General features: G+C 37.2%; 25 protein-coding genes, 2 pseudogenes and 1 riboswitch. Of the genes and pseudogenes, 8 read left to right on the top strand and 19 right to left on the bottom strand.

Translation table 11 applies throughout. The annotated features are described in order from the left end of the window. Positions 1-37: 37 nt before the first annotated feature. From TY13_RS08180 to TY13_RS08210, 7 genes are all read right to left on the bottom strand, one after another. Positions 38-898: a hypothetical protein gene (locus TY13_RS08180; RefSeq protein ID WP_154661568.1), complete on the bottom strand. Its 861-nt coding sequence runs from the start codon at positions 896-898 to the stop codon at positions 38-40. Positions 899-1,076: 178 nt separating this feature from the next. Further along, positions 1,077-1,541: a hypothetical protein gene (locus TY13_RS08185; RefSeq protein ID WP_042474033.1), complete on the bottom strand. Its 465-nt coding sequence runs from the start codon at positions 1,539-1,541 to the stop codon at positions 1,077-1,079. Positions 1,542-1,727: 186 nt separating this feature from the next. Next, on the bottom strand, positions 1,728-2,024 hold the full coding sequence (locus TY13_RS21005) for a hypothetical protein (protein ID WP_230199408.1): 297 nt from the start codon (positions 2,022-2,024) through the stop codon (positions 1,728-1,730). Beyond that, entirely contained in the window at positions 1,985-2,737 is a 753-nt protein-coding gene (locus TY13_RS21130; protein WP_052344271.1) for an RHS repeat domain-containing protein, read from the bottom strand. The genes TY13_RS21005 and TY13_RS21130 overlap by 40 nt, the downstream gene beginning before the upstream one ends. A gap of 226 nt (positions 2,738-2,963) precedes the next feature. After that, positions 2,964-3,590: an alpha/beta hydrolase gene (locus tag TY13_RS08200; protein ID WP_042474035.1), complete on the bottom strand. Its 627-nt coding sequence runs from the start codon at positions 3,588-3,590 to the stop codon at positions 2,964-2,966. A 12-nt stretch (positions 3,591-3,602) separates the two neighbouring features. After that, entirely contained in the window at positions 3,603-4,163 is a 561-nt protein-coding gene (locus tag TY13_RS08205) for a DNA helicase (protein ID WP_230199403.1), read from the bottom strand. Between the two features lie 19 nt (positions 4,164-4,182). Beyond that, the gene (locus TY13_RS08210) at positions 4,183-4,869 is read right to left on the bottom strand and encodes a tetratricopeptide repeat protein (protein WP_042474038.1); all 687 of its coding nucleotides are present in this window, start codon (positions 4,867-4,869) and stop codon (positions 4,183-4,185) included. A gap of 138 nt (positions 4,870-5,007) precedes the next feature. Here TY13_RS08210 and TY13_RS08215 point away from each other — a divergent pair, with 138 nt between their 5' ends. From TY13_RS08215 to TY13_RS08240, 7 genes and pseudogenes are all read left to right on the top strand, one after another. Continuing rightward, positions 5,008-6,399 carry an L-cystine transporter gene (locus TY13_RS08215; RefSeq protein WP_042474040.1) on the top strand — a complete coding sequence of 464 codons (1,392 nt, stop codon included), beginning with the start codon at positions 5,008-5,010 and terminating at the stop codon, positions 6,397-6,399. Between the two features lie 356 nt (positions 6,400-6,755). Then, positions 6,756-7,358, top strand: a complete 603-nt coding sequence (locus TY13_RS08220; RefSeq protein ID WP_042474042.1) for a hypothetical protein — start codon at positions 6,756-6,758, stop codon at positions 7,356-7,358. A 218-nt stretch (positions 7,359-7,576) separates the two neighbouring features. After that, a pseudogene (locus TY13_RS21280) lies at positions 7,577-7,951 on the top strand (PAS domain-containing protein); the annotation flags it as partial. A gap of 204 nt (positions 7,952-8,155) precedes the next feature. Further along, positions 8,156-8,488: pseudogene (locus tag TY13_RS21285) on the top strand (methyl-accepting chemotaxis protein); the annotation flags it as partial. 36 nt (positions 8,489-8,524) lie between these two features. After that, positions 8,525-9,274, top strand: coding sequence for a peptidoglycan editing factor PgeF (pgeF, locus tag TY13_RS08230; protein WP_042474046.1), 750 nt, complete (start codon positions 8,525-8,527; stop codon positions 9,272-9,274). Positions 9,275-9,528: 254 nt separating this feature from the next. Continuing rightward, on the top strand, positions 9,529-9,867 hold the full coding sequence (locus TY13_RS08235) for a PadR family transcriptional regulator (RefSeq protein ID WP_042474048.1): 339 nt from the start codon (positions 9,529-9,531) through the stop codon (positions 9,865-9,867). A gap of 6 nt (positions 9,868-9,873) precedes the next feature. Then, positions 9,874-10,161, top strand: coding sequence for a hypothetical protein (locus tag TY13_RS08240; RefSeq protein WP_042474050.1), 288 nt, complete (start codon positions 9,874-9,876; stop codon positions 10,159-10,161). Here the strand turns inward: TY13_RS08240 and TY13_RS08245 are convergent. The 12 genes from TY13_RS08245 to TY13_RS08300 form a co-directional block, all read right to left on the bottom strand. Further along, positions 10,158-10,778: a DUF3298 and DUF4163 domain-containing protein gene (locus TY13_RS08245; RefSeq protein ID WP_195891677.1), complete on the bottom strand. Its 621-nt coding sequence runs from the start codon at positions 10,776-10,778 to the stop codon at positions 10,158-10,160. The two genes, TY13_RS08240 and TY13_RS08245, sit on opposite strands and share 4 nt — an antisense overlap. Positions 10,779-10,971: 193 nt before the next feature. Then, on the bottom strand, positions 10,972-11,637 hold the full coding sequence (locus TY13_RS08250; RefSeq protein ID WP_042474052.1) for a hypothetical protein: 666 nt from the start codon (positions 11,635-11,637) through the stop codon (positions 10,972-10,974). 4 nt (positions 11,638-11,641) lie between these two features. Next, positions 11,642-12,133, bottom strand: a complete 492-nt coding sequence (locus TY13_RS08255; protein WP_042474054.1) for an ECF transporter S component — start codon at positions 12,131-12,133, stop codon at positions 11,642-11,644. Then, entirely contained in the window at positions 12,130-12,540 is a 411-nt protein-coding gene (locus tag TY13_RS08260) for a bifunctional adenosylcobinamide kinase/adenosylcobinamide-phosphate guanylyltransferase (RefSeq protein WP_042474055.1), read from the bottom strand. Before TY13_RS08260 ends, TY13_RS08255 begins: the two co-directional genes overlap by 4 nt. Then, a complete protein-coding gene (locus TY13_RS08265) occupies positions 12,492-13,082 on the bottom strand; it encodes a histidine phosphatase family protein (RefSeq protein WP_042474057.1) in 591 nt (196 codons plus the stop codon). The genes TY13_RS08260 and TY13_RS08265 overlap by 49 nt, the downstream gene beginning before the upstream one ends. Then, a complete protein-coding gene (cobS, locus tag TY13_RS08270) occupies positions 13,055-13,822 on the bottom strand; it encodes an adenosylcobinamide-GDP ribazoletransferase (protein WP_042474059.1) in 768 nt (255 codons plus the stop codon). The genes TY13_RS08265 and cobS overlap by 28 nt, the downstream gene beginning before the upstream one ends. A gap of 11 nt (positions 13,823-13,833) precedes the next feature. Continuing rightward, a complete protein-coding gene (locus TY13_RS08275) occupies positions 13,834-14,388 on the bottom strand; it encodes a bifunctional adenosylcobinamide kinase/adenosylcobinamide-phosphate guanylyltransferase (protein ID WP_042474062.1) in 555 nt (184 codons plus the stop codon). Positions 14,389-14,504: 116 nt separating this feature from the next. Next, the gene (locus TY13_RS08280) at positions 14,505-15,458 is read right to left on the bottom strand and encodes an ABC transporter substrate-binding protein (protein WP_042474066.1); all 954 of its coding nucleotides are present in this window, start codon (positions 15,456-15,458) and stop codon (positions 14,505-14,507) included. Beyond that, positions 15,455-16,000: a hypothetical protein gene (locus tag TY13_RS08285; RefSeq protein ID WP_042474310.1), complete on the bottom strand. Its 546-nt coding sequence runs from the start codon at positions 15,998-16,000 to the stop codon at positions 15,455-15,457. The genes TY13_RS08280 and TY13_RS08285 overlap by 4 nt, the downstream gene beginning before the upstream one ends. Before the next feature lie 214 nt (positions 16,001-16,214). Then, positions 16,215-16,394, bottom strand: a riboswitch (cobalamin riboswitch). 51 nt (positions 16,395-16,445) lie between these two features. Next, the gene (locus TY13_RS08290; RefSeq protein ID WP_042474069.1) at positions 16,446-16,865 is read right to left on the bottom strand and encodes a Fur family transcriptional regulator; all 420 of its coding nucleotides are present in this window, start codon (positions 16,863-16,865) and stop codon (positions 16,446-16,448) included. Then, positions 16,862-17,713 (bottom strand): metal ABC transporter permease, encoded by an 852-nt coding sequence (locus TY13_RS08295; protein WP_042474072.1) that lies wholly within the window; start codon positions 17,711-17,713, stop codon positions 16,862-16,864. The genes TY13_RS08290 and TY13_RS08295 overlap by 4 nt, the downstream gene beginning before the upstream one ends. A 13-nt stretch (positions 17,714-17,726) precedes the next feature. After that, positions 17,727-18,473 (bottom strand): metal ABC transporter ATP-binding protein, encoded by a 747-nt coding sequence (locus TY13_RS08300; RefSeq protein ID WP_042474075.1) that lies wholly within the window; start codon positions 18,471-18,473, stop codon positions 17,727-17,729. Positions 18,474-18,577: 104 nt separating this feature from the next. Between TY13_RS08300 and TY13_RS08305 the strand changes: the two genes are divergently transcribed. Further along, entirely contained in the window at positions 18,578-18,817 is a 240-nt protein-coding gene (locus TY13_RS08305) for a hypothetical protein (protein ID WP_042474077.1), read from the top strand. Positions 18,818-19,172 lie beyond the last annotated feature (355 nt).

Consider the following 19,172-nt stretch of genomic DNA (forward strand, 5'->3'; position numbering starts at 1 on the left):
TAATAATTTTTAATACGTATAACCAAGTAACAATTTTTTAGTTATTGTTAAAATCCTCCAAGTCAGATAGTTTGATATCATAGCCTTTCTTAATAGGTAAAAATAAATATTTTAGAGTCTTATGATTCATGATATCTTTTATTTTGCCATCTCCAATACTTGTTGTTCCGATAATATGAACTTCTTGTAAGTTAGGTAATTGATGTAGGAAATCCAATGAAGGTATTTCACCACAACTTTCAATTATTATTTTTTCTATGCTAGAAACATTTCCAATTGAGTTCCAATCTTTAATATTTTTGCAATTTTGAAAACCTATTGAAGTTAATGATTTTCCTTCTTCAATCCACTTTAAAGAAGTCATTTTTGAATTATAACTAATTCCTAAGTGCTCTAAGAAAGGCATGTACTTAAGGGCTTCAAATTCAAATATTTTAGTTTTTACTAGCCCTATTCTTTTAGCATTTGTAAATATATTGAATTCTTTAGATGAAACGCCATTATAATTATCAATAAACAGGTACTCTATATTCTTATTTTGAAAAACTGAACTACAAGTTTTTTTATCATAATTTAAGTAAACACACCACAATGAATTTAACTCCGCAAAGGGAATTACTTCATCAGTCTTTCCCAGAAAATTAAAGTATTCTAATGAACTATAATTTTTTAATTCATTTAAGGATCTATAATCATAAGCGTTTAACCTAAGCCCTCTAATTTTTGAAATAGCATTAAGATTTTTTATATTTTCAAACTTGTGCTTTATACTATCATGTGAAACTGATACACTGTCTATTTCTTGCCTTTCTATCCCCTCGATATCAACTATCTCTATATCTGGATTTATGTTAATAAACCTAAATTTCCTATTGAAATAAACTTTGTCAAAAACCATAATAATCTCTCCCAGAACCCATTATTTTGAACTACCAGGACTTTTTATTTTATTTGCGAGATCTTCACCTGTATCTTCAAAGGCTTTAATTATATCTGCCTCTGTTTTGAAAAAGTCTGCTTCTTTACCATGTGAAACTACCAATATTTGCAAGGGTTTCAACTGTGATGATGTTAATTTACCTGTGCCTAAATGTTGTCTTAATTATCTCATTGACAGTATACGTTGATGCTATTAATTCAATATAGCTATCGTATCCTTTAACAATATAATGTTTCAAATTCAACCTATTTCTAGGGTCGTACTTCTTTATATTTCTCTGTAAATATTCTGAATCTATCACTTCATAAAATCCTGAATCTGGATGATAGAGCTTTTCTTCATCATTCTCCAAGTGATTTTCAATAGGCAATTTCTCAGAAATACAAAAATTATTATAATTGGATTCATCGAAATTTAATGTTATACATTTAACTTCAGCTACTATTGAAAAAATAATTTCTATGTTAACACATTTTTTATCTATGCTCTTTAATGGTATAGCACCAACCTCTATTCTCACGCCACCCGACTCTATATAAACCAACTCTAAATCAGTGGTAGATATTTTGAATATAAAATTTACTGGCTTTAAAGTGAACATATTAAAACCTCCCAATTTCTAGCCTAGACAATTTGTAACATTCTTAATAAGACCAGAACCATCTTTATTCTTTGTAATCGATATGGTTGTAGATGGAGGTCTATTTTTTATATCAGCAACGAGGTGACTAGGAACTTTATCATATGGAACAAAGATTGCGTAGTCTGGAAATTTACCTCCTTCAGCTCATGCAGCTAATCCTCTATTATTCAATGTTACTGATTTTCCTGTTAAAGGATCGGTTGTATACGAAATTAACAATTCATTAGGATTAATTTTACCAAGACTAATATCTTTGGCAACCTCAAGTATTGGTCTCTCAACAATTGAGTCAGCAGCTTGGGATCCAATTGTACTGAAATTAGGTGCTATCCTATTTTGACCAAAATGTAAGTCACTTGGAAACGAAGTTATTTCACCAAATTCAAAGGGGTTGAAACTACTTAAACCCAGTGGATCAACCGTAATATTTGAATTTCCCACATATCCATACAGCGTAGGATTCCACCCGCAAGTCCAATCGGATCAATTTGCGTATAATTCCCCTGCACTGGGTCATAGTATTGGAATCGATTATAATACAGCCCTATTTCGATATCCTCATATTGCCCCTGATAACGGAATGGGATAAAGTCTTTTTCACCGAATAAATCTTTCACTCGCCCATAAATATCAAGTGTTGCTGACCAAACCTTATTTCCTTGCTCATCATACGCTTCCAAAGGTGTGCCTAAATAGTCACTACTAATACTGTAACTACCTTCATCTGCAATTTTTGCAGAAGGAGTAAACGATTCTCCATCGTACACCCATGTGACAAGGCTTGTAGCTTGGTATTCAGTTAAGTCATACTCATGTAGGATTGTATGTCCATCCCACACGAATCTCGTTGTTTTCTCGTTAGAACTCTTTTCAATCCGTCTACCCAGTGAGTCATACTTGAAAGTAACTTCTGCTTTGTCTGGTCGAATGACTTTGGACATCATCCCATTGCCAAAGTATTCATACTGCCATGTATCCCCATTACTTTCAACTTTCTGAATCAGATTTCCTTCTTCATCATAGTCGAATTTTGCTTCTCTTGTTTCCAGTAATCGGCTACCAGCCCTATACACACGGTGGTTTTTTTCTTTTGTTTCATACAGATTCCCGACCTCATCCACTGTTTGGAGTAATTCAAAATTATCATTATACATGTAGAGTAGATTGTAATGGATTTTTCTATAAACAAAACCAAAGCAAAAAGGCGCAAGAAATCAGCATTTTAAAATGGATTTCTTGCGCCTATTAAGATTTTGAATAGAGCAACTTAATAAACATCAATATATAATTATTTTAATTTATTAAAAGAAGCTTTCGACTCCATGACATTGTCAAAAAGCTCTTTTAATATAAGCAATTTAATTTTTCTTAATTACCGCTTTATTTCCCTCTAAACCACTCCATTAAATCTTCCAGCTCTTCTGGTGTGACACCATGTCCATCCTCATATGTTTTAAATGTCACTTGTGCGCCGTATTCTTCAAAAAATGCCGCACTCTCCTCACCCCACGCAAGCGGGTAGACATAGTCATACTCTCCGTGTCCAATAAACATTCGAACATCGACCAGTGGTAGCTTACGATATTCCTCTACAACAAACTGTGGTATGAAGCCGCTTAGTGCGACAGCCCCATGCAATAGATTACCCATTACTACTGTTAGTGCTTGTGCAAGTGCTGCCCCTTGATTAAAGCCCATTACATATAATTGATCCTTCTTCAATGAATACTCCACTACAGCCTCTTCAATAAAAAGCTTCGTAAATTGGACAACTTGATCAAAAACAGCTTGGTTTGGCTTACCTTCTTCTTCAAATGTATAAAAAGCGTAGCCTGGTGGATGTGCAATTGGACCGCGCAGGCTAAATATATGACAATCAAAAGGCAGTTCATTCACTAGTTGCAATAAGTCCTGTTCATTGCTGCCTAATCCGTGTAATAAAAAAATTGCAGGATTTTCACCTGCTTCTTTCGGTGCTTGGTGTGTAAATATATAAGGTGATTTCATTACAGTTGCCTCCTATTCCATTAGTTCCATGCGATTAACAAATTGATCTGTATAATAAGCTACATAGCCTTCGATGACTCTTAATGTTTCCTCAAAATCACCATCTAACAGGACGTTCGCCTGTGGCTGTATCGTTAAATATGTTAAAAAATCAAAGCGCAATGAATGCTCTACAGATGCGTAGGCATAATCGTAAACAACCGCTTCCTCTGTAACGTTTAATGCCTTATATTGACTGTGGAACATCTTTGTATAGTCGTCCATTTTTTCCGATACAAATTGACGAATGCGCATTTGCTGTGCAAGCGATTCGCTTTCAATATAGGAAACGGTCGGCACTTGTCCTTGTCCATATGTATCGCGTAAAATTTTTACCCATGCCGCTTTATTTTCTACATAGTACGTGATGTTTAACATTAATCGATCAAAAAAATCTTGCTCGTCTGTAGCTGATTCCTTTTTCGTGGCAATATTTTGCTGAATGGTATTTTCAAATTGTGCAGCATCTGCTTTTTGTGTTAGCAAAAACATCAATTCTTCAATATAACTGTTTACTTCTTGCTGTGTACGCACATCTTACACTCCCTTTATCCTAAAAAATATATTCTCTCATATTTTCAAGTGTATTTTCAATTGCACTTCTCAATGATTTTTGCTCAGCACGACAGCATGCTAATGCCTCTTCTAGTGCAATCAATGCTTGCTCTAAAAATGCTTCTTGCTGCAAGCTTTTGTACAGCTCTGTTAAAATTAATGCACGATTCCAATGCCATCGTGCATTTTTATCATCTAATTCGATTGCTCGCTCTAAATATCCTAATATTTCAAATGGTATATGATCTAAACGCTGCATCGTTTGTGCCGCTAACCCATAGTATACAGCTTTATTCGGATTATATTTTACAGCTTGTAAAAAGCAATGCACACTTTCATCATAATGATGTGCAAATAAAAAAAGCTGTGCTTGTGTAAAAAATGACTGTGCCCGTTCTACACTTGATCCATTACGTGCTCGTTCTTCAAGCTGACGAGTACTTACTGCAAACTGCTCTTCCTCTTTAATTTCACGAATTGCAAAAACCTCGTCCTGCTCAGCATATGTTTCATCTACCCTCTCGGTAGTCTGTTCTTGTCGTTCTGTATAACAAGGAATATTCCCCAATTGATAGCGTTCATACAATGCGATAACTTGCTGTGCGAATGGAGAATCTGGCTCAGATTGCGCCCTTTGAAAACATGCGTGTATTTGTCCACTATAAAATAATTGCTCAAGCTTCAATACATTTCACTCCCTATCCTTTTAGTATACATGATTACGATTAAAACTTTTTAATAAAATTTAAATTCCTACTTGACTAATATGTTTTATAAGAATAGAATACACTATACAAACTATTTAACTAGGAGGATATGATTAATGGATTACATTGTATTACTAAATATTGCGGCACTCGTTGTCTTAATCGGTATTTTATATGTATTAAACAAAAAGCATGTTAAATTTTCAACACGTGTCTTTATTGCATTAGGCTTAGGTATTTTACTTGGAGCGGCCTTACATTTTATTTACGGCTCTGGTGCTGAAGCAGTGACAAACACTGTTCCTTGGTACAATATTATTGGCACAGGCTACGTAAAATTATTGCAAATGATTGCAATGCCACTTGTCTTTATTTCAATTTTAGTAGCATTTACAAAAATAAAGGTTGGTAAAAACTTCGGAAAAATGGCCGCGCTGATTTTGGCTATTTTAATCGGAACAACAGCAATCTCGGCAGCAATCGGCATTACGACAACTGCTATTTTCGATTTAGATGCAACACAAATTTTACAAGGTGATGCTGAGGTTGCACGTGGTGAAGCATTAGTCGAACGTTCTGAGTCATTAGCTGCGGCATCGTTACCACAGCAAATTGTTGAATTATTCCCAGCGAACCCGTTCGCTGATTTAACAGGCGCTCGTTCAACTTCAACGATTGCTGTTGTTATTTTCTCAGCATTTTTAGGCTTTGCATATTTATCTGTAGCACGTAAAGAGCAAGAAACTGCAGCAACAATAAAAAAAGGCATCGATGCTATTTATGCACTTATTATGGGTGTTGTACGTATTGTACTTCGCTTAACACCATACGGTATTTTAGCTATTATGGCACGCACTGTTGCTACGAGTGATTATGGGGCAATTTACAATTTAGGAAAATTCGTTATCGCATCATATGTAGCATTATTTATTGTGTTTATCGTCCATTTACTAATTATTACGTTTACTGGTTTAAATCCAGTCACATATGTGAAAAAAGCAGCTGAAACTTTATTATTCGCATTTACTTCACGTACAAGTGCAGGCGCTTTACCGTTAAATATTCAAACACAAACAACTCGCTTAGGTGTACCAGAAGGAATTGCTAACTTCTCTGCTTCTTTCGGATTGTCTATCGGACAAAACGGTTGTGCTGGAGTATATCCTGCGATGCTTGCTATTATGATTGCACCAACTGTAGGTATTAATCCACTAAGCCCTAGCTTTATTGCAACGGTGATTATCGTTGTCGCAATTAGCTCATTCGGTGTAGCTGGTGTTGGTGGCGGTGCTACATTCGCCGCTATTCTAGTACTTTCTGCCCTAGATTTACCAATTGCCCTTGCAGGTGTTTTAATTTCTGTTGAACCTTTAATTGATATGGGGCGTACAGCATTAAACGTAAGTGGCTCTATGACAGCGGGGGTAGCTACTGCTCGTGTAACGGGAGAACTAGATAAGCAAGTTTATGATACACCTTCAGCTTCAAAACAATTAATCGACGCTTAATTCATATTGAGGTTGTCTGAAAAGCAAGCTAGTTCAATGCTTTCAGGCAACCTTTTGCTGTTTGTGAGGTGAGAGTCTTACTTCCTGTTCAGACGGGATAAAGTGAACCTTCAATCAGTGGGGGTTTTCCTCATCCCCCACTGATTGGTAGTTTCACCAATCGGGTTTTTATAGGCTGTTTGCTCCCTACTTAAACATCACGATCTTATCTGATGTTTTGAAGTAGGGGTCTTACAGCCTGTTAATACAGGATAAACGTGTGACTCTTATACCAAATAAAGATAAAGATGTTGCATAAAAAAATGGAAGCGATACAATAGTGGTAAAGATTAGTAAATGGAGCGAGGTGAGCAAGGATGTTTGAGACAATCACAGCTGAAAAAAGTCTATTGTTCCTAGAAAATGATAGATTAGTAAATGAGTTCAAAGCTTTGGCAAGTAAATTACCACAGTATCACACAGTTCCACAACTAGGATTGATTAGCCCTGATGATGTTTGGATTACTGCTTTTAATATTTGGCTGCTCTTTCAACCAGATGAATATCTCATTTTAGAATCAGCGGAAAAAACACTCTATTATTCAAGCAATTTTATTATTTTAAACGAATTAAAAAATGATCACTATTTTAAATTCATTAAAACACATCCTGATATAGCTGACGAATTATTATTCATTACAGCGCTCTATCTTGCACAAGCATTAAACCAATGGCTAGAGGAAGCTTTAATAGCGGAAAGCCGAGAAGATATTATTATTCGTAATAGACGTCTCTCTTATTTCGAGGCCCATACAAATAGCGAAGAAGATGTGCGTAAATTTGTTGAAGATCAGGCCGCAATCGTAAAAATCATCATGCCTATTATTACGAAAGAAAATACGTTAGAATGTTTAATTAAAAATAGCTATGATGAAGCCTCAGCTCACTTCTATAAAAAAAATATTGTTGTGGAAAATTAGAATATACGAATCGAACTACATGGAATCAATTGTGATATTATGTAGTTTTTTAACTTGATTCAGCAGATGTTTGTACAGCCACTCAATCAAGTTAAACGGGGATACTTTCCATATAAAAAAAATTACTAGTCAGATGGAAATTTTTTAATTACACTTAATTATAAAGAAAGCTTCTATGTTTCACCTACCGTTAACTCAGGATAAAGAGGAGGCTATATATGACAAACATACAAATTGAGCAAGTGACAGATCAGCATGTTGTAAATTCTTTAGAAAAAAATCTAGCTATTATCCGTTTTAATTTAAATCATGATATTGAATATGTAAATGACCAATTCGCCAATATGCTTGGTTATAAAGCAACTGAATTAATCGGAGTAAATCATAGTAAATTATGCTTCCCTGAATTTTCGCAAAGTCCGGCATATAAAGATTTTTGGAGAAAGATTGAGCAAGGTATCTCCTATAAAAATAACGTAGCGCGAAAACACGCTTCTGGTGAGGAAGTTTGGTTAGAAGTAATATATATGCCTATTTTCTCTGAAAATAATCGACGAGTTATTGGTGTTAGTAAAATCGCCTTAAATATCACTGAGAGAACAAAGGTTATCAATTCTTTAGCAAATCAACTAAAAGTTATGTCTGAAGCGTTAAATGAAAAATCCCAAATTGGTCGCAATGATAGTATCACTCTTCTCCATAATATAGTGCATATTGAGGAAGAATCAACAATCAATCAACAAAATTTGCAATCTCTACAGCAAGAAGCGGAATCAATAACAAATGTCGTAAAAACAATCCGTGATATTGCAGCGCAAACAAATTTGCTAGCATTAAATGCTGCAATTGAAGCCGCGCGTGCTGGTGAGCATGGTAAGGGCTTCAATGTTGTTGCACAGGAAGTACGCAATCTCTCAACAAAAGTTTCACAATCAATCAGTGAAGTAAAAGATAATGTCGATCGCATTATTGATAAAATACATTCCGTAACAACTAGCATTGATGCTATAACGAAAAGTGTTCAAGGAAGCACGGAGCAAATCGAAAAAACGGTGGATCATTTTCAATTTATCGCTCAAACTGCTGAAACATTAGAGAAAAACACAAGCGAGTTTATTAAAAAAATTTAAAATAGCTACAACCCCAAAGAAAGGAGTTGCATGTCAATGGCTCAATTATACATCAACAACGAGCACTTTTTAGCAGGCATAACGATTAAAGGCGATGGCGAAGAATACAATAATATGGCATTTTACACATCTGAAAACCCACAGGCTGTTCTAAAAAATCGCCAGCAGCTAGCAAGCGAAATTGGCTATTCCTTGCAGGATTTTGTTTGTCCAGAGCAAACACATAGTGCAAACTTCCAAAAAATCACTAAACAGCATAAAGGAAATGGCGCAGAAAATCAGACCTCTGCCTTTCCTCAAACGGATGCTCTTTATACGTATGAGCAAGGAATCGTGCTATCAATCTTTACAGCAGATTGTGTACCTATCATTATAACAAATGCTGTGACTGGCCTTTGCGCTGTTATTCATAGCGGTTGGCAAGGAACGGTGAAAGAAATCACCTCCAAACTACTACAGCAATTAATAAAAGAAGGAAATCACCCTGCTGATTTGCAAATACAAATTGGTATGGCATTAAGCCAACAGCGCTTTGAAGTTGACACGGATGTCTATAAGCACTTTCAAGCACTCGGCTACGCTGACGATTTTATGTATTTTCATGAGCCAACGCAAAAATATCATATTGATAACCAATTAACTGTGCAAAGACAATGTCTGTTAGCTGAGGTTCCACTCGAAAACATACAAATCGACCGAACTTGTACATATGATACTGCTCATGGCTTTTCTTACCGCCAGCAAAAAACTTGTGGTAGACATATGATTTTCGTTGTACGTAAATAAAGTGAAACTACCAATCAGGTTTTTACAGGCTGTTTGATTCCTCACTTACACATCTCAATTTTATTTGAAGTTTTGATATGGGGGCCTGTACTCGTCACAAAAGTACAGCCTGTTAATACGGGATAAAATTAAACGCATGAAATCGAGCTATCGCTTCGATTTCATGCGTTTTTTGATTTCTAAAAGCACTTTTCAGATGACATACCCAAATACAACATACTGACATACGATACACAGTATAAGGAGTTGATGATATGAGCTTATTAATTGATTCTTTCACAGTTGAATTGCGCCGTGGCACGTTGACATTAGCTGTCTTAAGCCAACTAGACAGACCTCAATATGGATACTCACTTGTAGAACGGCTGGAGCAAGCGGGTGTTAGCATTGAACAAAATACACTATATCCTTTGCTAAGACGTTTAAAAAAACAAGAACTTGTCACAAGCAGCTGGGATACAAGTAAAAGCAGACCGCGTAAATATTACGTAATTAGTAACTATGGCAATGAGATTTTTGAACAATTAAAGAAAGAATGGCTAACGTTAGCCACCGAATTATATACTTTGCTAAGTGGAGATAATCAAGAATGAAGTTAATTGAAGCTTATACTTTTATACAAACTAAAGCAACGTGTTTGGAAAATGAATATTGCCATAGCAAATTTAGTTATTAAATTCATCAGCACTCTAATAAGCGTTATTATTATCAGCAATTCAAATTTAATAAATGCCGAACTCGCTCCTTATTTATCAAGCTTGATGAATATTGCTCCAATGAAGATTGAGCAAGGCGTACACACTATTATTATTTTGACAATACTCACAATTATCATTACAACTTGTATTGATATTTACAAAGGGTTTCGCAAGGCGAAAGCTGACTAATTACTCGCCATCATTCGCCCAAGCGGTCCATCCTCTGCTACAATATCTTGAATCTCATAGACTGAAATAGGAAACATTGGGAGCCCGTAATAATACGGTGCTAAGTCATATAGCTGAAAGAAAATAACGAGCGTTTTATCCGCAATATAGAAAAATTGATCAGGCTTAATAGCTATGAATGGCTCTATAACTGGTATATCACGCTCTTTTATTTGCGCTTTAACATGCTCAGATAACACCTTAACATAGTCACTACCTGGCTTAAATAAATCGCGCAATTGACATAGCTTTCCTTTTTGCAAATCAAATGTCAGTGGTTGAATATAAGTCATACCATGAGCTGCATGATAAAAATAAACATAGTTCGATAGTGTTAGGCTGAACACGTCACGCTGATTATTTTTGAGCTCATATGTGCCAAGCATCTGATCGATTGTAGACGGCAAGTTACCTGCTTGTTTATCAATGAGTTGCTGTGTTTCACGAGCAATTGTTTGATTAATAAAATGTTGTAGTGAAGGGTTATGCATCTGTATTGCCTGTGGGTAGTGAATGATTTGCTTTGGGGATTTCTGCACAGTATGCGTTTGCGTTGTAACAGGAAATGTAAAACTCAAGAAAACCAACTCTTTCTTCGTTTTTGCCATTGTATGCAGGACAGTTTTTTTATGCTACAACTAAAACGGTGTCTTTCGGGCGAATCCAGCCTCTTTGCGAGCGAATTTTTCTTTCTTGCGAGCGAATCGGCCTTCTTTGCGAGCGAATTTCCCATTCTTATGAGCGAATCATTACTTTAGAACTATCCACAAATTAGGTTAGACGATAAATCGGTGCTGATATTATTTTGTACAATTGCGTCACATCCGATTCCTCAACAGCAACTAGAACGGCTGTGGCAGGACCAGCAGAGCTTGTCTTATCTACCGCACAGTCAAATTGCTGCCCAGTAAACGCAACAATTTCTACGCCAATGCCCTTCGAACCACAGGGCCACAGCGCTTTAATAACACTTGTTTGTAACAGCGCATTAAGCTCACTTAAACTAGCAATATCTCGTGAATAGTCAATTACTTGCTGCCCTACTAAAGGTCGCCCAATAATAAAGTAACTACAACCCTTAATTGTCGGTGTAAATTTCTTTTTTCCAATCATCGTCAAGCTTAAGCCAGATTGCAGGGCTGAAAAATTGGATTCTGTTGAGCCTGTAATTGGTGGCAAGTCTTTCCCTATTTCTTCAAATAGACGCTCACAGCCCTTTACGTAATCTGTCCAAGCAGCCTCACCTGTAAAGTTGGCTAAGACTAAATGAGTCGGCTCCGCGCCAGCACACCACTGCTCTAAAAGTGCAACACGTGCTGCAAAGTAAGCAACGATTTCATTCGGCACTTGCACACAGTCCGCCTCTTTTTCACCAATACACCCCGAATTATCTACTGTTAAAATAGTGGTAGCATCTAGCTGCACCGCATTTCGCATCTGATTATCCCTCCCATTTCACCATTTTTTTCACACGCTGGAGCAGTGGTGCACAAGCAATAGCTACCGCAATGTTGATTGCCGTTGCCAGCAATAGGCCAGGCATTGCGCCAATATAAAAGGCCGGAGAAATTAAAAAATAAAATGGTAATGCAGCAATAAGACCGTTCGCTACAAGCATCCAAGCCCACTTCAATTTATCAAAGCCCTTTTTATGTAAAAGTGCAAAAATCCAAACAATTGCAAGCATTTCAAATGCAATGATTATATGAAACGAACCAAACGGCATGCCAGAACTCATTGCTGTTGCCATATGCCCTAAAGCACCTGCAAAGCCTGCATAAATCGGTGGTACGACAAAGGCCGCTAACAATGCTGGGGCAGAATCAAGCGCCGCTGACACTGTAAAAACAGGTATTTTGATAAAACCGCCTACTGCACATAAAGCAGCTAATAATGATGTTAAAACAATATATCGTAAACTTGCTTTTGTCATTTTTGCACCTCCTTTAATATTTGTGGAATACCGTACCAAATACGTGTCACTTGCTCGCTATAGGCAAACATCGCTTGATATAGCCTACCACAAGTATCACGAAGAAATCGTTGCTCCTTCTCTAAAGGTACGATTCCCCGCCCCATATCTGTACAAACGCATACTAATGTTGCTTGTGCATCAAGCTGCTGTAGTTTTTTCATCAATATCGCTACAACCTCATCCTCTGTTAAATGGGAGAGCTGTTTGACGATTTGCTCAAAGCGTCCGATTACAACTATATCTTGCTTCTTGAAGGTAAGATTTTCAGGTAAATGGCCTTCAAAAAACTGCTGTGTATAATTAGGATAGTGCTGTTTTACGAAATCTCGCTTGCCGTTATAGGCACCTCCGATATAAACGTGCATCGTTCCCCCTCCTTCCATGCAGAAAAATCCGACCAATAGCAGCTATACAATGTACCATGTTCAGCGTGCAAACGCTCAAATGGCTGCTGTAAAAACTGGGCAAGTAGCAAACGAATTACCCCACCATGTACAACAAAGGTATATTCATCTGGTGCTACAATAATTTGCTGCATTGCACGCTCTACTCGCTCCTTAAAGTGAATAAAACTTTCACCAGCAGGTGGTGTCACTTGCAGTGGATTCATTAGCCATTCTCTGTAAATAGGATTGTCCTTTAGCTCCTCATACGTTTTCATCTCGAATTGCCCAAAATGTAGTTCGCGCAAATCAGCACTTGCTTGATAAGGTGCTTGTGGAAAATAGCAAGCGGCCGTTTGCTGGCAGCGTTTTAAATCACTTCCATTAATAATGGATGGCTGTAGCGCTAGATGCACTTGTTGCAATGGTAAAATCGGCTCATCTGTATGCCCGATATATTTTCGTTCAATATTCGCCTGTGTTTTGCCGTGGCGAATTAAATGAATAGTAATAGCGTTCCCCATAAAATAAGCTCCGTCCCTTCATAAAATGCACCTAATAAATCCCCTGTCATACCTGCAAAGTTTTTATTTGACCAATGGCGATAATAAAATAAAGCAATTAGCATGATGCCATATAAAGCCAACAGTGACCACTCGCCTACATATACTGCATAGCCAATTACAAGCAAGCTATATATGATACATGCAATGATTACTCCTTTTGCTTGCACACGCTCCTTAAAATAAGCCGCAAGTCCTGATGTTTTCGCGCTTTTCATTGTTATGAAATAAAGTAACATTGCAACACGTGACAAAAGTGGAATCGCTATAAAATAAAAAATATTGACCTCACGCAATAAAGCTTCATAGAGAAAGCCTACTTTTAGTAGCAAAAAACAAACTACCGCTAATACACCAAAAGCACCTACACGAGGGTCTTCTAAAATCGTTAACCGTTTTTCTTGATCACGATAGGAAAAAAAAGCATCGCTCGTATCGATAAAACCATCTGTATGTATGCCACCTGTGACCCCAATCATTGTGACAACTAAAATAATCGCAGCTAATAGTGGTGATAGTTCAAGCCAATAGTTATTGATTGCCAAAAATCCAAGCGAAGTTGCTCCTGTGAGTAGGCTAAGGAGTGGCATTAACATGTACATAGCTGTTACATCTTTTGTTGTCAAAGATAGCTCCCGTTTTACTGGTAACGCGCTAAAAAATTGCAGGCAAAGTAGTAGCCCTGTTACAAAATGCTTCATTTTATCTCTCCTTACTTCCAGCGCTTCCTTAGTTGATGATCAATTTCGTAGGCCTCTTCACACTGTGCGACAATCCATTGATGTAGCTCACCTAACAACCGCTTATATAATTCTGTTTCTTCATAAGTTGCTTGCGGCTCGTCTAATACTTCGTTAGAAACAAGCAAAACAATTACATCTTGTTCCTGCCACTTTTTTATATAATGCTTGAATGATTTTATGTATTGTGAAATTGCGTGAGTAGGCTCCAAGCTCGTTTTATATAGTACATTTCCTAGCCACGTTGTTAAACAGTCCCATAGCACAACAGTGTCTCGCTCAAATGCTAGTAACTCTTCTGTTAACGTATCCGGTATTTCAAGCGTTTGCCATACAGCACCACTATGCTTTCTGTCAGCTTGATGCCTTTGGATTCTCGCCTGCATTTCTACATCAAAGGCTACCCCTGAGGCCATATAAATTAAAGAGCTACCACCACCGGTTGCTGCAAGTTGCTGTGCATAACGCTCTGCGAAGGCACTTTTCCCGCTACGAACACCGCCTGTCACAAATATTAATCGTCCCATTGGCTCCCCCCTTATTATTTGGTCAAAGCATATCTAGCTTTAAGATGCAAATAGCTGACGGTAAAGACAGATAAATATCTGTTTTCCCGTCAGCCTTCTGCCTTCACTATTATAACTTATTTAAAAAGCTCTGGATATACTGTTTCAGCTACTAGCTCTACCGCTTGACCAATACGTGTCGCTGGACGTGATAAAATATCGCTATCAACAAAATAAATTTCTTTGTTAACAATTGCTTGAATATTAGACCAGCCTGGACGATTTGCTATTTCGCTCACCGGATCCTCTACGTAATTTACTGTTGTTAAAATAACTGTTGGGTTAATCTTAATAACATCTTCCTCTGCTACTTTAAACCAGCTCTCTTGCTCTGCAAAAACATTTTCTACACCCGCTGCTGTTAAAACTTCCTGTTGGAATGTCCCTTTCCCAGCTGACCAAGTATCTGGCGCAGGTGCAATTTCAAAATAAACTTTTTTCTTTTCATCTAAAGCTGCAGTTTTTTCTTGAACATTGGCAATTTGTTGTTTAATTTCCTCAACAATTTTCTCGCCTTTTTCTTCAACGCCCATTACTTGTGATAGCTGAATAATATCTCCATAAACATCATCAAAAGAAGCTGCTGACTGAATAACGAAAACTTTTAAGCCCGCTGCCTCTAGCTGCTCCACTTGTACAGAATCTCCAGCTGTGTAGGCAATTACTACGTCTGGATTTAATTCGATAATGCGCTCACCATTAATCGTTATCGAATCAGATACACGTTCAATGTTTAGTGCTTCTTCTGGGTAGTTATCATAATCTGTTGCACCGATAATTTTATCGCCCGCACCTAATGAAAATAAAATCTCTGTATTGCTTGGCTGTAATGAGACAATTGTTTCTGGTATATGATCAAAGCTCACTTCGATACCACGGTCATCCGTTACAGTATACGGTCCCTCTTGTGCTGCTTGTTCTGAATTCCCTGTAGATTGCTGTGTGTTATTAGGCGTTTCTTCCTTTGTACCACATGCTGTTAATAATAATGCTGCTGCTAATGGAGCGAGCCACTTTGCTTTCCAATTCATGATACTTCCTCTTTTCGTTTTTTCATTGGGTATGATTTACTTATAAATTCGATTTCCTCGTGCTTACTTACTTGATTAACATAAACAGCCATCACAAAAAATACATTCGCAAGCAGGCCCAAATAATCAAATAATATTTCTGGTACGTCACGTTCTTCGCTTACTTTATGTAATGCGCGGTACGACTTTTTCGCCTCACTACGACATACGTGCAAACGCGCTGCCGCCTCAACTCCTTGTGGCAAAACGAAACGTTCTATTTTATGTCCTACTTGTGCAACATAATAATCATAACGATTGCTTAAAAATTGTAAATCCTCTTCTGTTACTGCAAGTTTACCGCGCACTGAGCCATTCACATGATATGCCATCGGATGTAGCTTCTCTAAGTCTTCACGCACTATTTGAACATCTTTCCCCTCTAGTGCTGGAAAAACTGTTCCAATACGTGTAGTTAATGAATCTGTACGAATTTCAAAATCAACTAAACAGCTTTTTTCACGCATAAATGGGTAGCATGAATAGCGCATATCTTTTTTCACCAAATTTAACTCCTCCTTTGCACTATTTTGAATAAGCTTTTCACTAGCATTTCTTGTTTACAGCTGTGATACTACATCTAGCATTCTAAGTCTTCGGTGATAAACACAAAAAAGCCATCCAAAAGAATGGATGGCATGAATTTCATTACAATTCTAAGCATAGAAAGTATTCGTAATTATACTGCCGTACATCCTCTTTAGTTCCGAAGAGTGCTGTGACGATCAGAAAAAGATAGGTCTCCTGGCTTATGCTTTCTTTAGGTGAAATACCTTCCCATTTCAAAGAAACAGTGGTGTCTTTTTCACTTTACAAGCACATACAGTTACGGACATAGCTTCGGCCTCTCACCGAATTCCCTTTTATGCTTAGCGCATCTTTTCCCTGCAAGCTTTATTCAACTATTTAACAATCTATCATATTTGCAGCTATTTTTGTAGTATTTTTTTATGATGTTACACTGCAATCTGGACATTTTCCATACACTTCAAATTTATGTGCCTCAATTTCGAAGTTTGGCAAGCTTTCACCAAGAAGCTCCATCGGGCATAAAGGCAATTCCTTTACGTTGCCACATTCTCGGCATATAAAATGATGGTGGTGGTGTTCTGATTCACAATGCATTCTAAAATTACGTTCACCTTGCATTTCTGTTTCATCCAAAATATCAAGCTCAACAAATGTAGCTAAATTACGATAAATTGTATCAAAGCTCATCCCTGGATAATCCTTTTTCAAAACATCTAATAAATCACGAGCTGTTAAATATTTATCCGTTTCTGCAAACATTTTTAAGATAAGCTCTCGTTTATCCGTTTTCTTAAAACCGTTGTCTTTTAAAATTTCCCATGCACGTGTCAGATTCATAGCGCCGCCTCCTTATTTCGTATCGTCACTTTTTTACTAACAATTACAAACAATAAAATGAGTATCGATGTAACAACAATCGTTCCACCAGGTGCTAAATTTAAATAAAAGGCACTTACAAGTCCCATAATTACGGCTAACTCACCGAAAATGATGGCGTAAAGTATCGCCTGCTTAAAGCCTTTTGCTAAACGCATCGCCGCCGCAACTGGCAAGGTCATCAGGCTTGATACAAGTAAAATACCAACAATACGCATACTTGCTGCAATAACGAGTGCGACAACAATCATAAACAATAAATGAATCCACTTTGCTGGTAGCCCACTCGCTTTTGCATATTCTTCATCAAACGACAGGACAAACAGTTCCTTGAAAAATAATAATAAAAAGATAACGACAACTGCTGCAATTGCTAGTACAACCCAGAGATCCTGGCGCGATACAGCGGATACCGAGCCGAATAAATAACTCATTAAATCGGTATTAAAACCGCTTGCGAGCGATATAAAAATTGCACTTAAGCCTATGCCGCCCGACATAATAATCGGAATCGCCAGCTCCTCATAATGCTTATAAAGACGTCGCAGGCGCTCTATTAACACTGAGCCACTAACAGAAGCGATAATTCCTAAATAAATTGGATTTAATAAAGCTAATGCTGCAAAGTTTTGACTTACATATAAGCTACCCGCAATTCCTGCAAGCGTAACATGTGACAACGCATCCGCAATAAGCGATAATCTGCGCACCACAATAAATACACCGAGTAATGGTGCAATAATGCCTATAATAAGCCCTGAAAAAAAGGCGTTTTGTAAAAATTCATAACGTAAAATTGCTTCAATCATCTTGCTACCTCTCCTAGTGAATCTTTCGTACTTTATGGCCATACCAGGCATCAAGCTTTTGCTCTGAAATATGGTCAAAATCATTTTTATAGCCGTGGAAATGAATTGTTTTATTTAAGCATGCTACATGGCTAATATGCTCTGATACGATATCAACATCATGCGTGACTAAAATCATCGTAATTTGTCGTTCCTCGTTTAGCTTTACGAGCATATCATAAAACGATTGCACATTTTCATGGTCAATACCAACAGTTGGCTCATCAAGTATAAGTAGCTTCGGCTCAGCAATAAGCGCTCGCGCAATAAAGACGCGCTGCTGCTGCCCGCCTGATAGCTGCCCGATATTACGCGTCGCAAAATTTTCCATACCTACTGCTTCCAGTGCTTTTATCACACGCTTATCAACGTCCTTAGGATAGTGATTAAACAAACCGATTTTTTTTGTTAATCCACTTTTGACAACTTCCGCTACCGTGGCAGGAAAACCTGAATTAAAGGCATTTGATTTTTGTGACACATAGCCGATCCATTCTCGCTGCTTAAATGATTGTATCGACTCACCAAACAGTTCTATCTCACCACTTGCTGGCTTTAATAAACCAAGTATAAGTTTTAGCAATGTTGATTTACCTGACCCATTCGGACCTAATAGTGCTAGGAAATCCCCTTGCTCTACTTGAAAGGAGATATTGTTCAATGCTTGTGTGCCATCATATTGAAATGACACATTTTGTAATTGGATAATTGGATTTGTCATGTTCATTCTCTTCTTTCTAATTCAAAATCATTACGATTTACATTTTGAAAGTATAGTGGATTTTTTGTTATTTGTAAAGGTAATACGCTTGAAAGGATGAATCCATGAATCAGATGGCATTTATGCATTTTTTAATGAATGCGAGCGATAAAGAAATTCAAAAAATCGTGCTGAAAAGAGCAGGTGTAAATTTATCGTTGCAAGACATTCAGCAATTGCGCCCTCTTTTAGCAGAAGCAAATATTAGCTGGCTACTCAGCGGCATCCCAAAAGAGATATTGAAAAAAGTTGATCGAGTTATCGGCAAAGATAAAAGAAAAAAGCTAATGGAGCTTCTAAATTAACCATTTAAAAACTGAGATTGTCCGAAAAGCAGGCTGGCGCGCTGCTTGTCGGACAATTTTTGCTGTTTTGTTGAATTGTTGGCCATTTGGAAAAATGTAAGTGTTTTTTAAGAGGTTAAAAATAATTGTTTTTTCAGCTCTCAAATTAATAAAGTGAAATTTTCCGGAATCCCTTTTTATGACTTATTTACGTTATTCTTGTGTTATCTGCGAATTTCTATGACTTATCTGCGTTTTCCCCGAGTTATCTGCGAATTTCTATGACTTATCTGCGTTTTCCCCGAGTTATCTGCGAATTTCTATGACTTATCTGCGCTTTCCCCGAGTTATCTGCGAATTTCTATGACTTATCTGC

The sequence above is a fragment of the Bacillus ndiopicus genome (assembly GCF_000612805.1).
GTDB classification, from domain to species: Bacteria; Bacillota; Bacilli; order Bacillales_A; family Planococcaceae; genus Metasolibacillus; species Metasolibacillus ndiopicus.

Coding starts and splice junctions, on each gene's coding strand:
- TY13_RS08295 (WP_042474072.1), bottom strand. CDS start 17,713: ATGATTGAAGCAATTTTACGTTATGAATTTTTACAAAACGCCTTTTTT.
- pgeF (WP_042474046.1), top strand. CDS start 8,525: ATGGCTCAATTATACATCAACAACGAGCACTTTTTAGCAGGCATAACG.
- TY13_RS08180 (WP_154661568.1), bottom strand. CDS start 898: ATGGTTTTTGACAAAGTTTATTTCAATAGGAAATTTAGGTTTATTAAC.
- TY13_RS08260 (WP_042474055.1), bottom strand. CDS start 12,540: ATGCACGTTTATATCGGAGGTGCCTATAACGGCAAGCGAGATTTCGTA.
- TY13_RS08290 (WP_042474069.1), bottom strand. CDS start 16,865: ATGAATCTGACACGTGCATGGGAAATTTTAAAAGACAACGGTTTTAAG.
- TY13_RS08255 (WP_042474054.1), bottom strand. CDS start 12,133: ATGACAAAAGCAAGTTTACGATATATTGTTTTAACATCATTATTAGCT.
- TY13_RS08185 (WP_042474033.1), bottom strand. CDS start 1,541: ATGTTCACTTTAAAGCCAGTAAATTTTATATTCAAAATATCTACCACT.
- TY13_RS08275 (WP_042474062.1), bottom strand. CDS start 14,388: ATGGGACGATTAATATTTGTGACAGGCGGTGTTCGTAGCGGGAAAAGT.
- TY13_RS08280 (WP_042474066.1), bottom strand. CDS start 15,458: ATGAATTGGAAAGCAAAGTGGCTCGCTCCATTAGCAGCAGCATTATTA.
- TY13_RS08265 (WP_042474057.1), bottom strand. CDS start 13,082: ATGGGGAACGCTATTACTATTCATTTAATTCGCCACGGCAAAACACAG.
- cobS (WP_042474059.1), bottom strand. CDS start 13,822: ATGAAGCATTTTGTAACAGGGCTACTACTTTGCCTGCAATTTTTTAGC.
- TY13_RS08300 (WP_042474075.1), bottom strand. CDS start 18,473: ATGACAAATCCAATTATCCAATTACAAAATGTGTCATTTCAATATGAT.
- TY13_RS08200 (WP_042474035.1), bottom strand. CDS start 3,590: ATGAAATCACCTTATATATTTACACACCAAGCACCGAAAGAAGCAGGT.
- TY13_RS08250 (WP_042474052.1), bottom strand. CDS start 11,637: ATGCGAAATGCGGTGCAGCTAGATGCTACCACTATTTTAACAGTAGAT.
- TY13_RS08235 (WP_042474048.1), top strand. CDS start 9,529: ATGAGCTTATTAATTGATTCTTTCACAGTTGAATTGCGCCGTGGCACG.
- TY13_RS21130 (WP_052344271.1), bottom strand. CDS start 2,737: ATGTATAATGATAATTTTGAATTACTCCAAACAGTGGATGAGGTCGGG.
- TY13_RS08305 (WP_042474077.1), top strand. CDS start 18,578: ATGAATCAGATGGCATTTATGCATTTTTTAATGAATGCGAGCGATAAA.
- TY13_RS08220 (WP_042474042.1), top strand. CDS start 6,756: ATGTTTGAGACAATCACAGCTGAAAAAAGTCTATTGTTCCTAGAAAAT.
- TY13_RS08215 (WP_042474040.1), top strand. CDS start 5,008: ATGGATTACATTGTATTACTAAATATTGCGGCACTCGTTGTCTTAATC.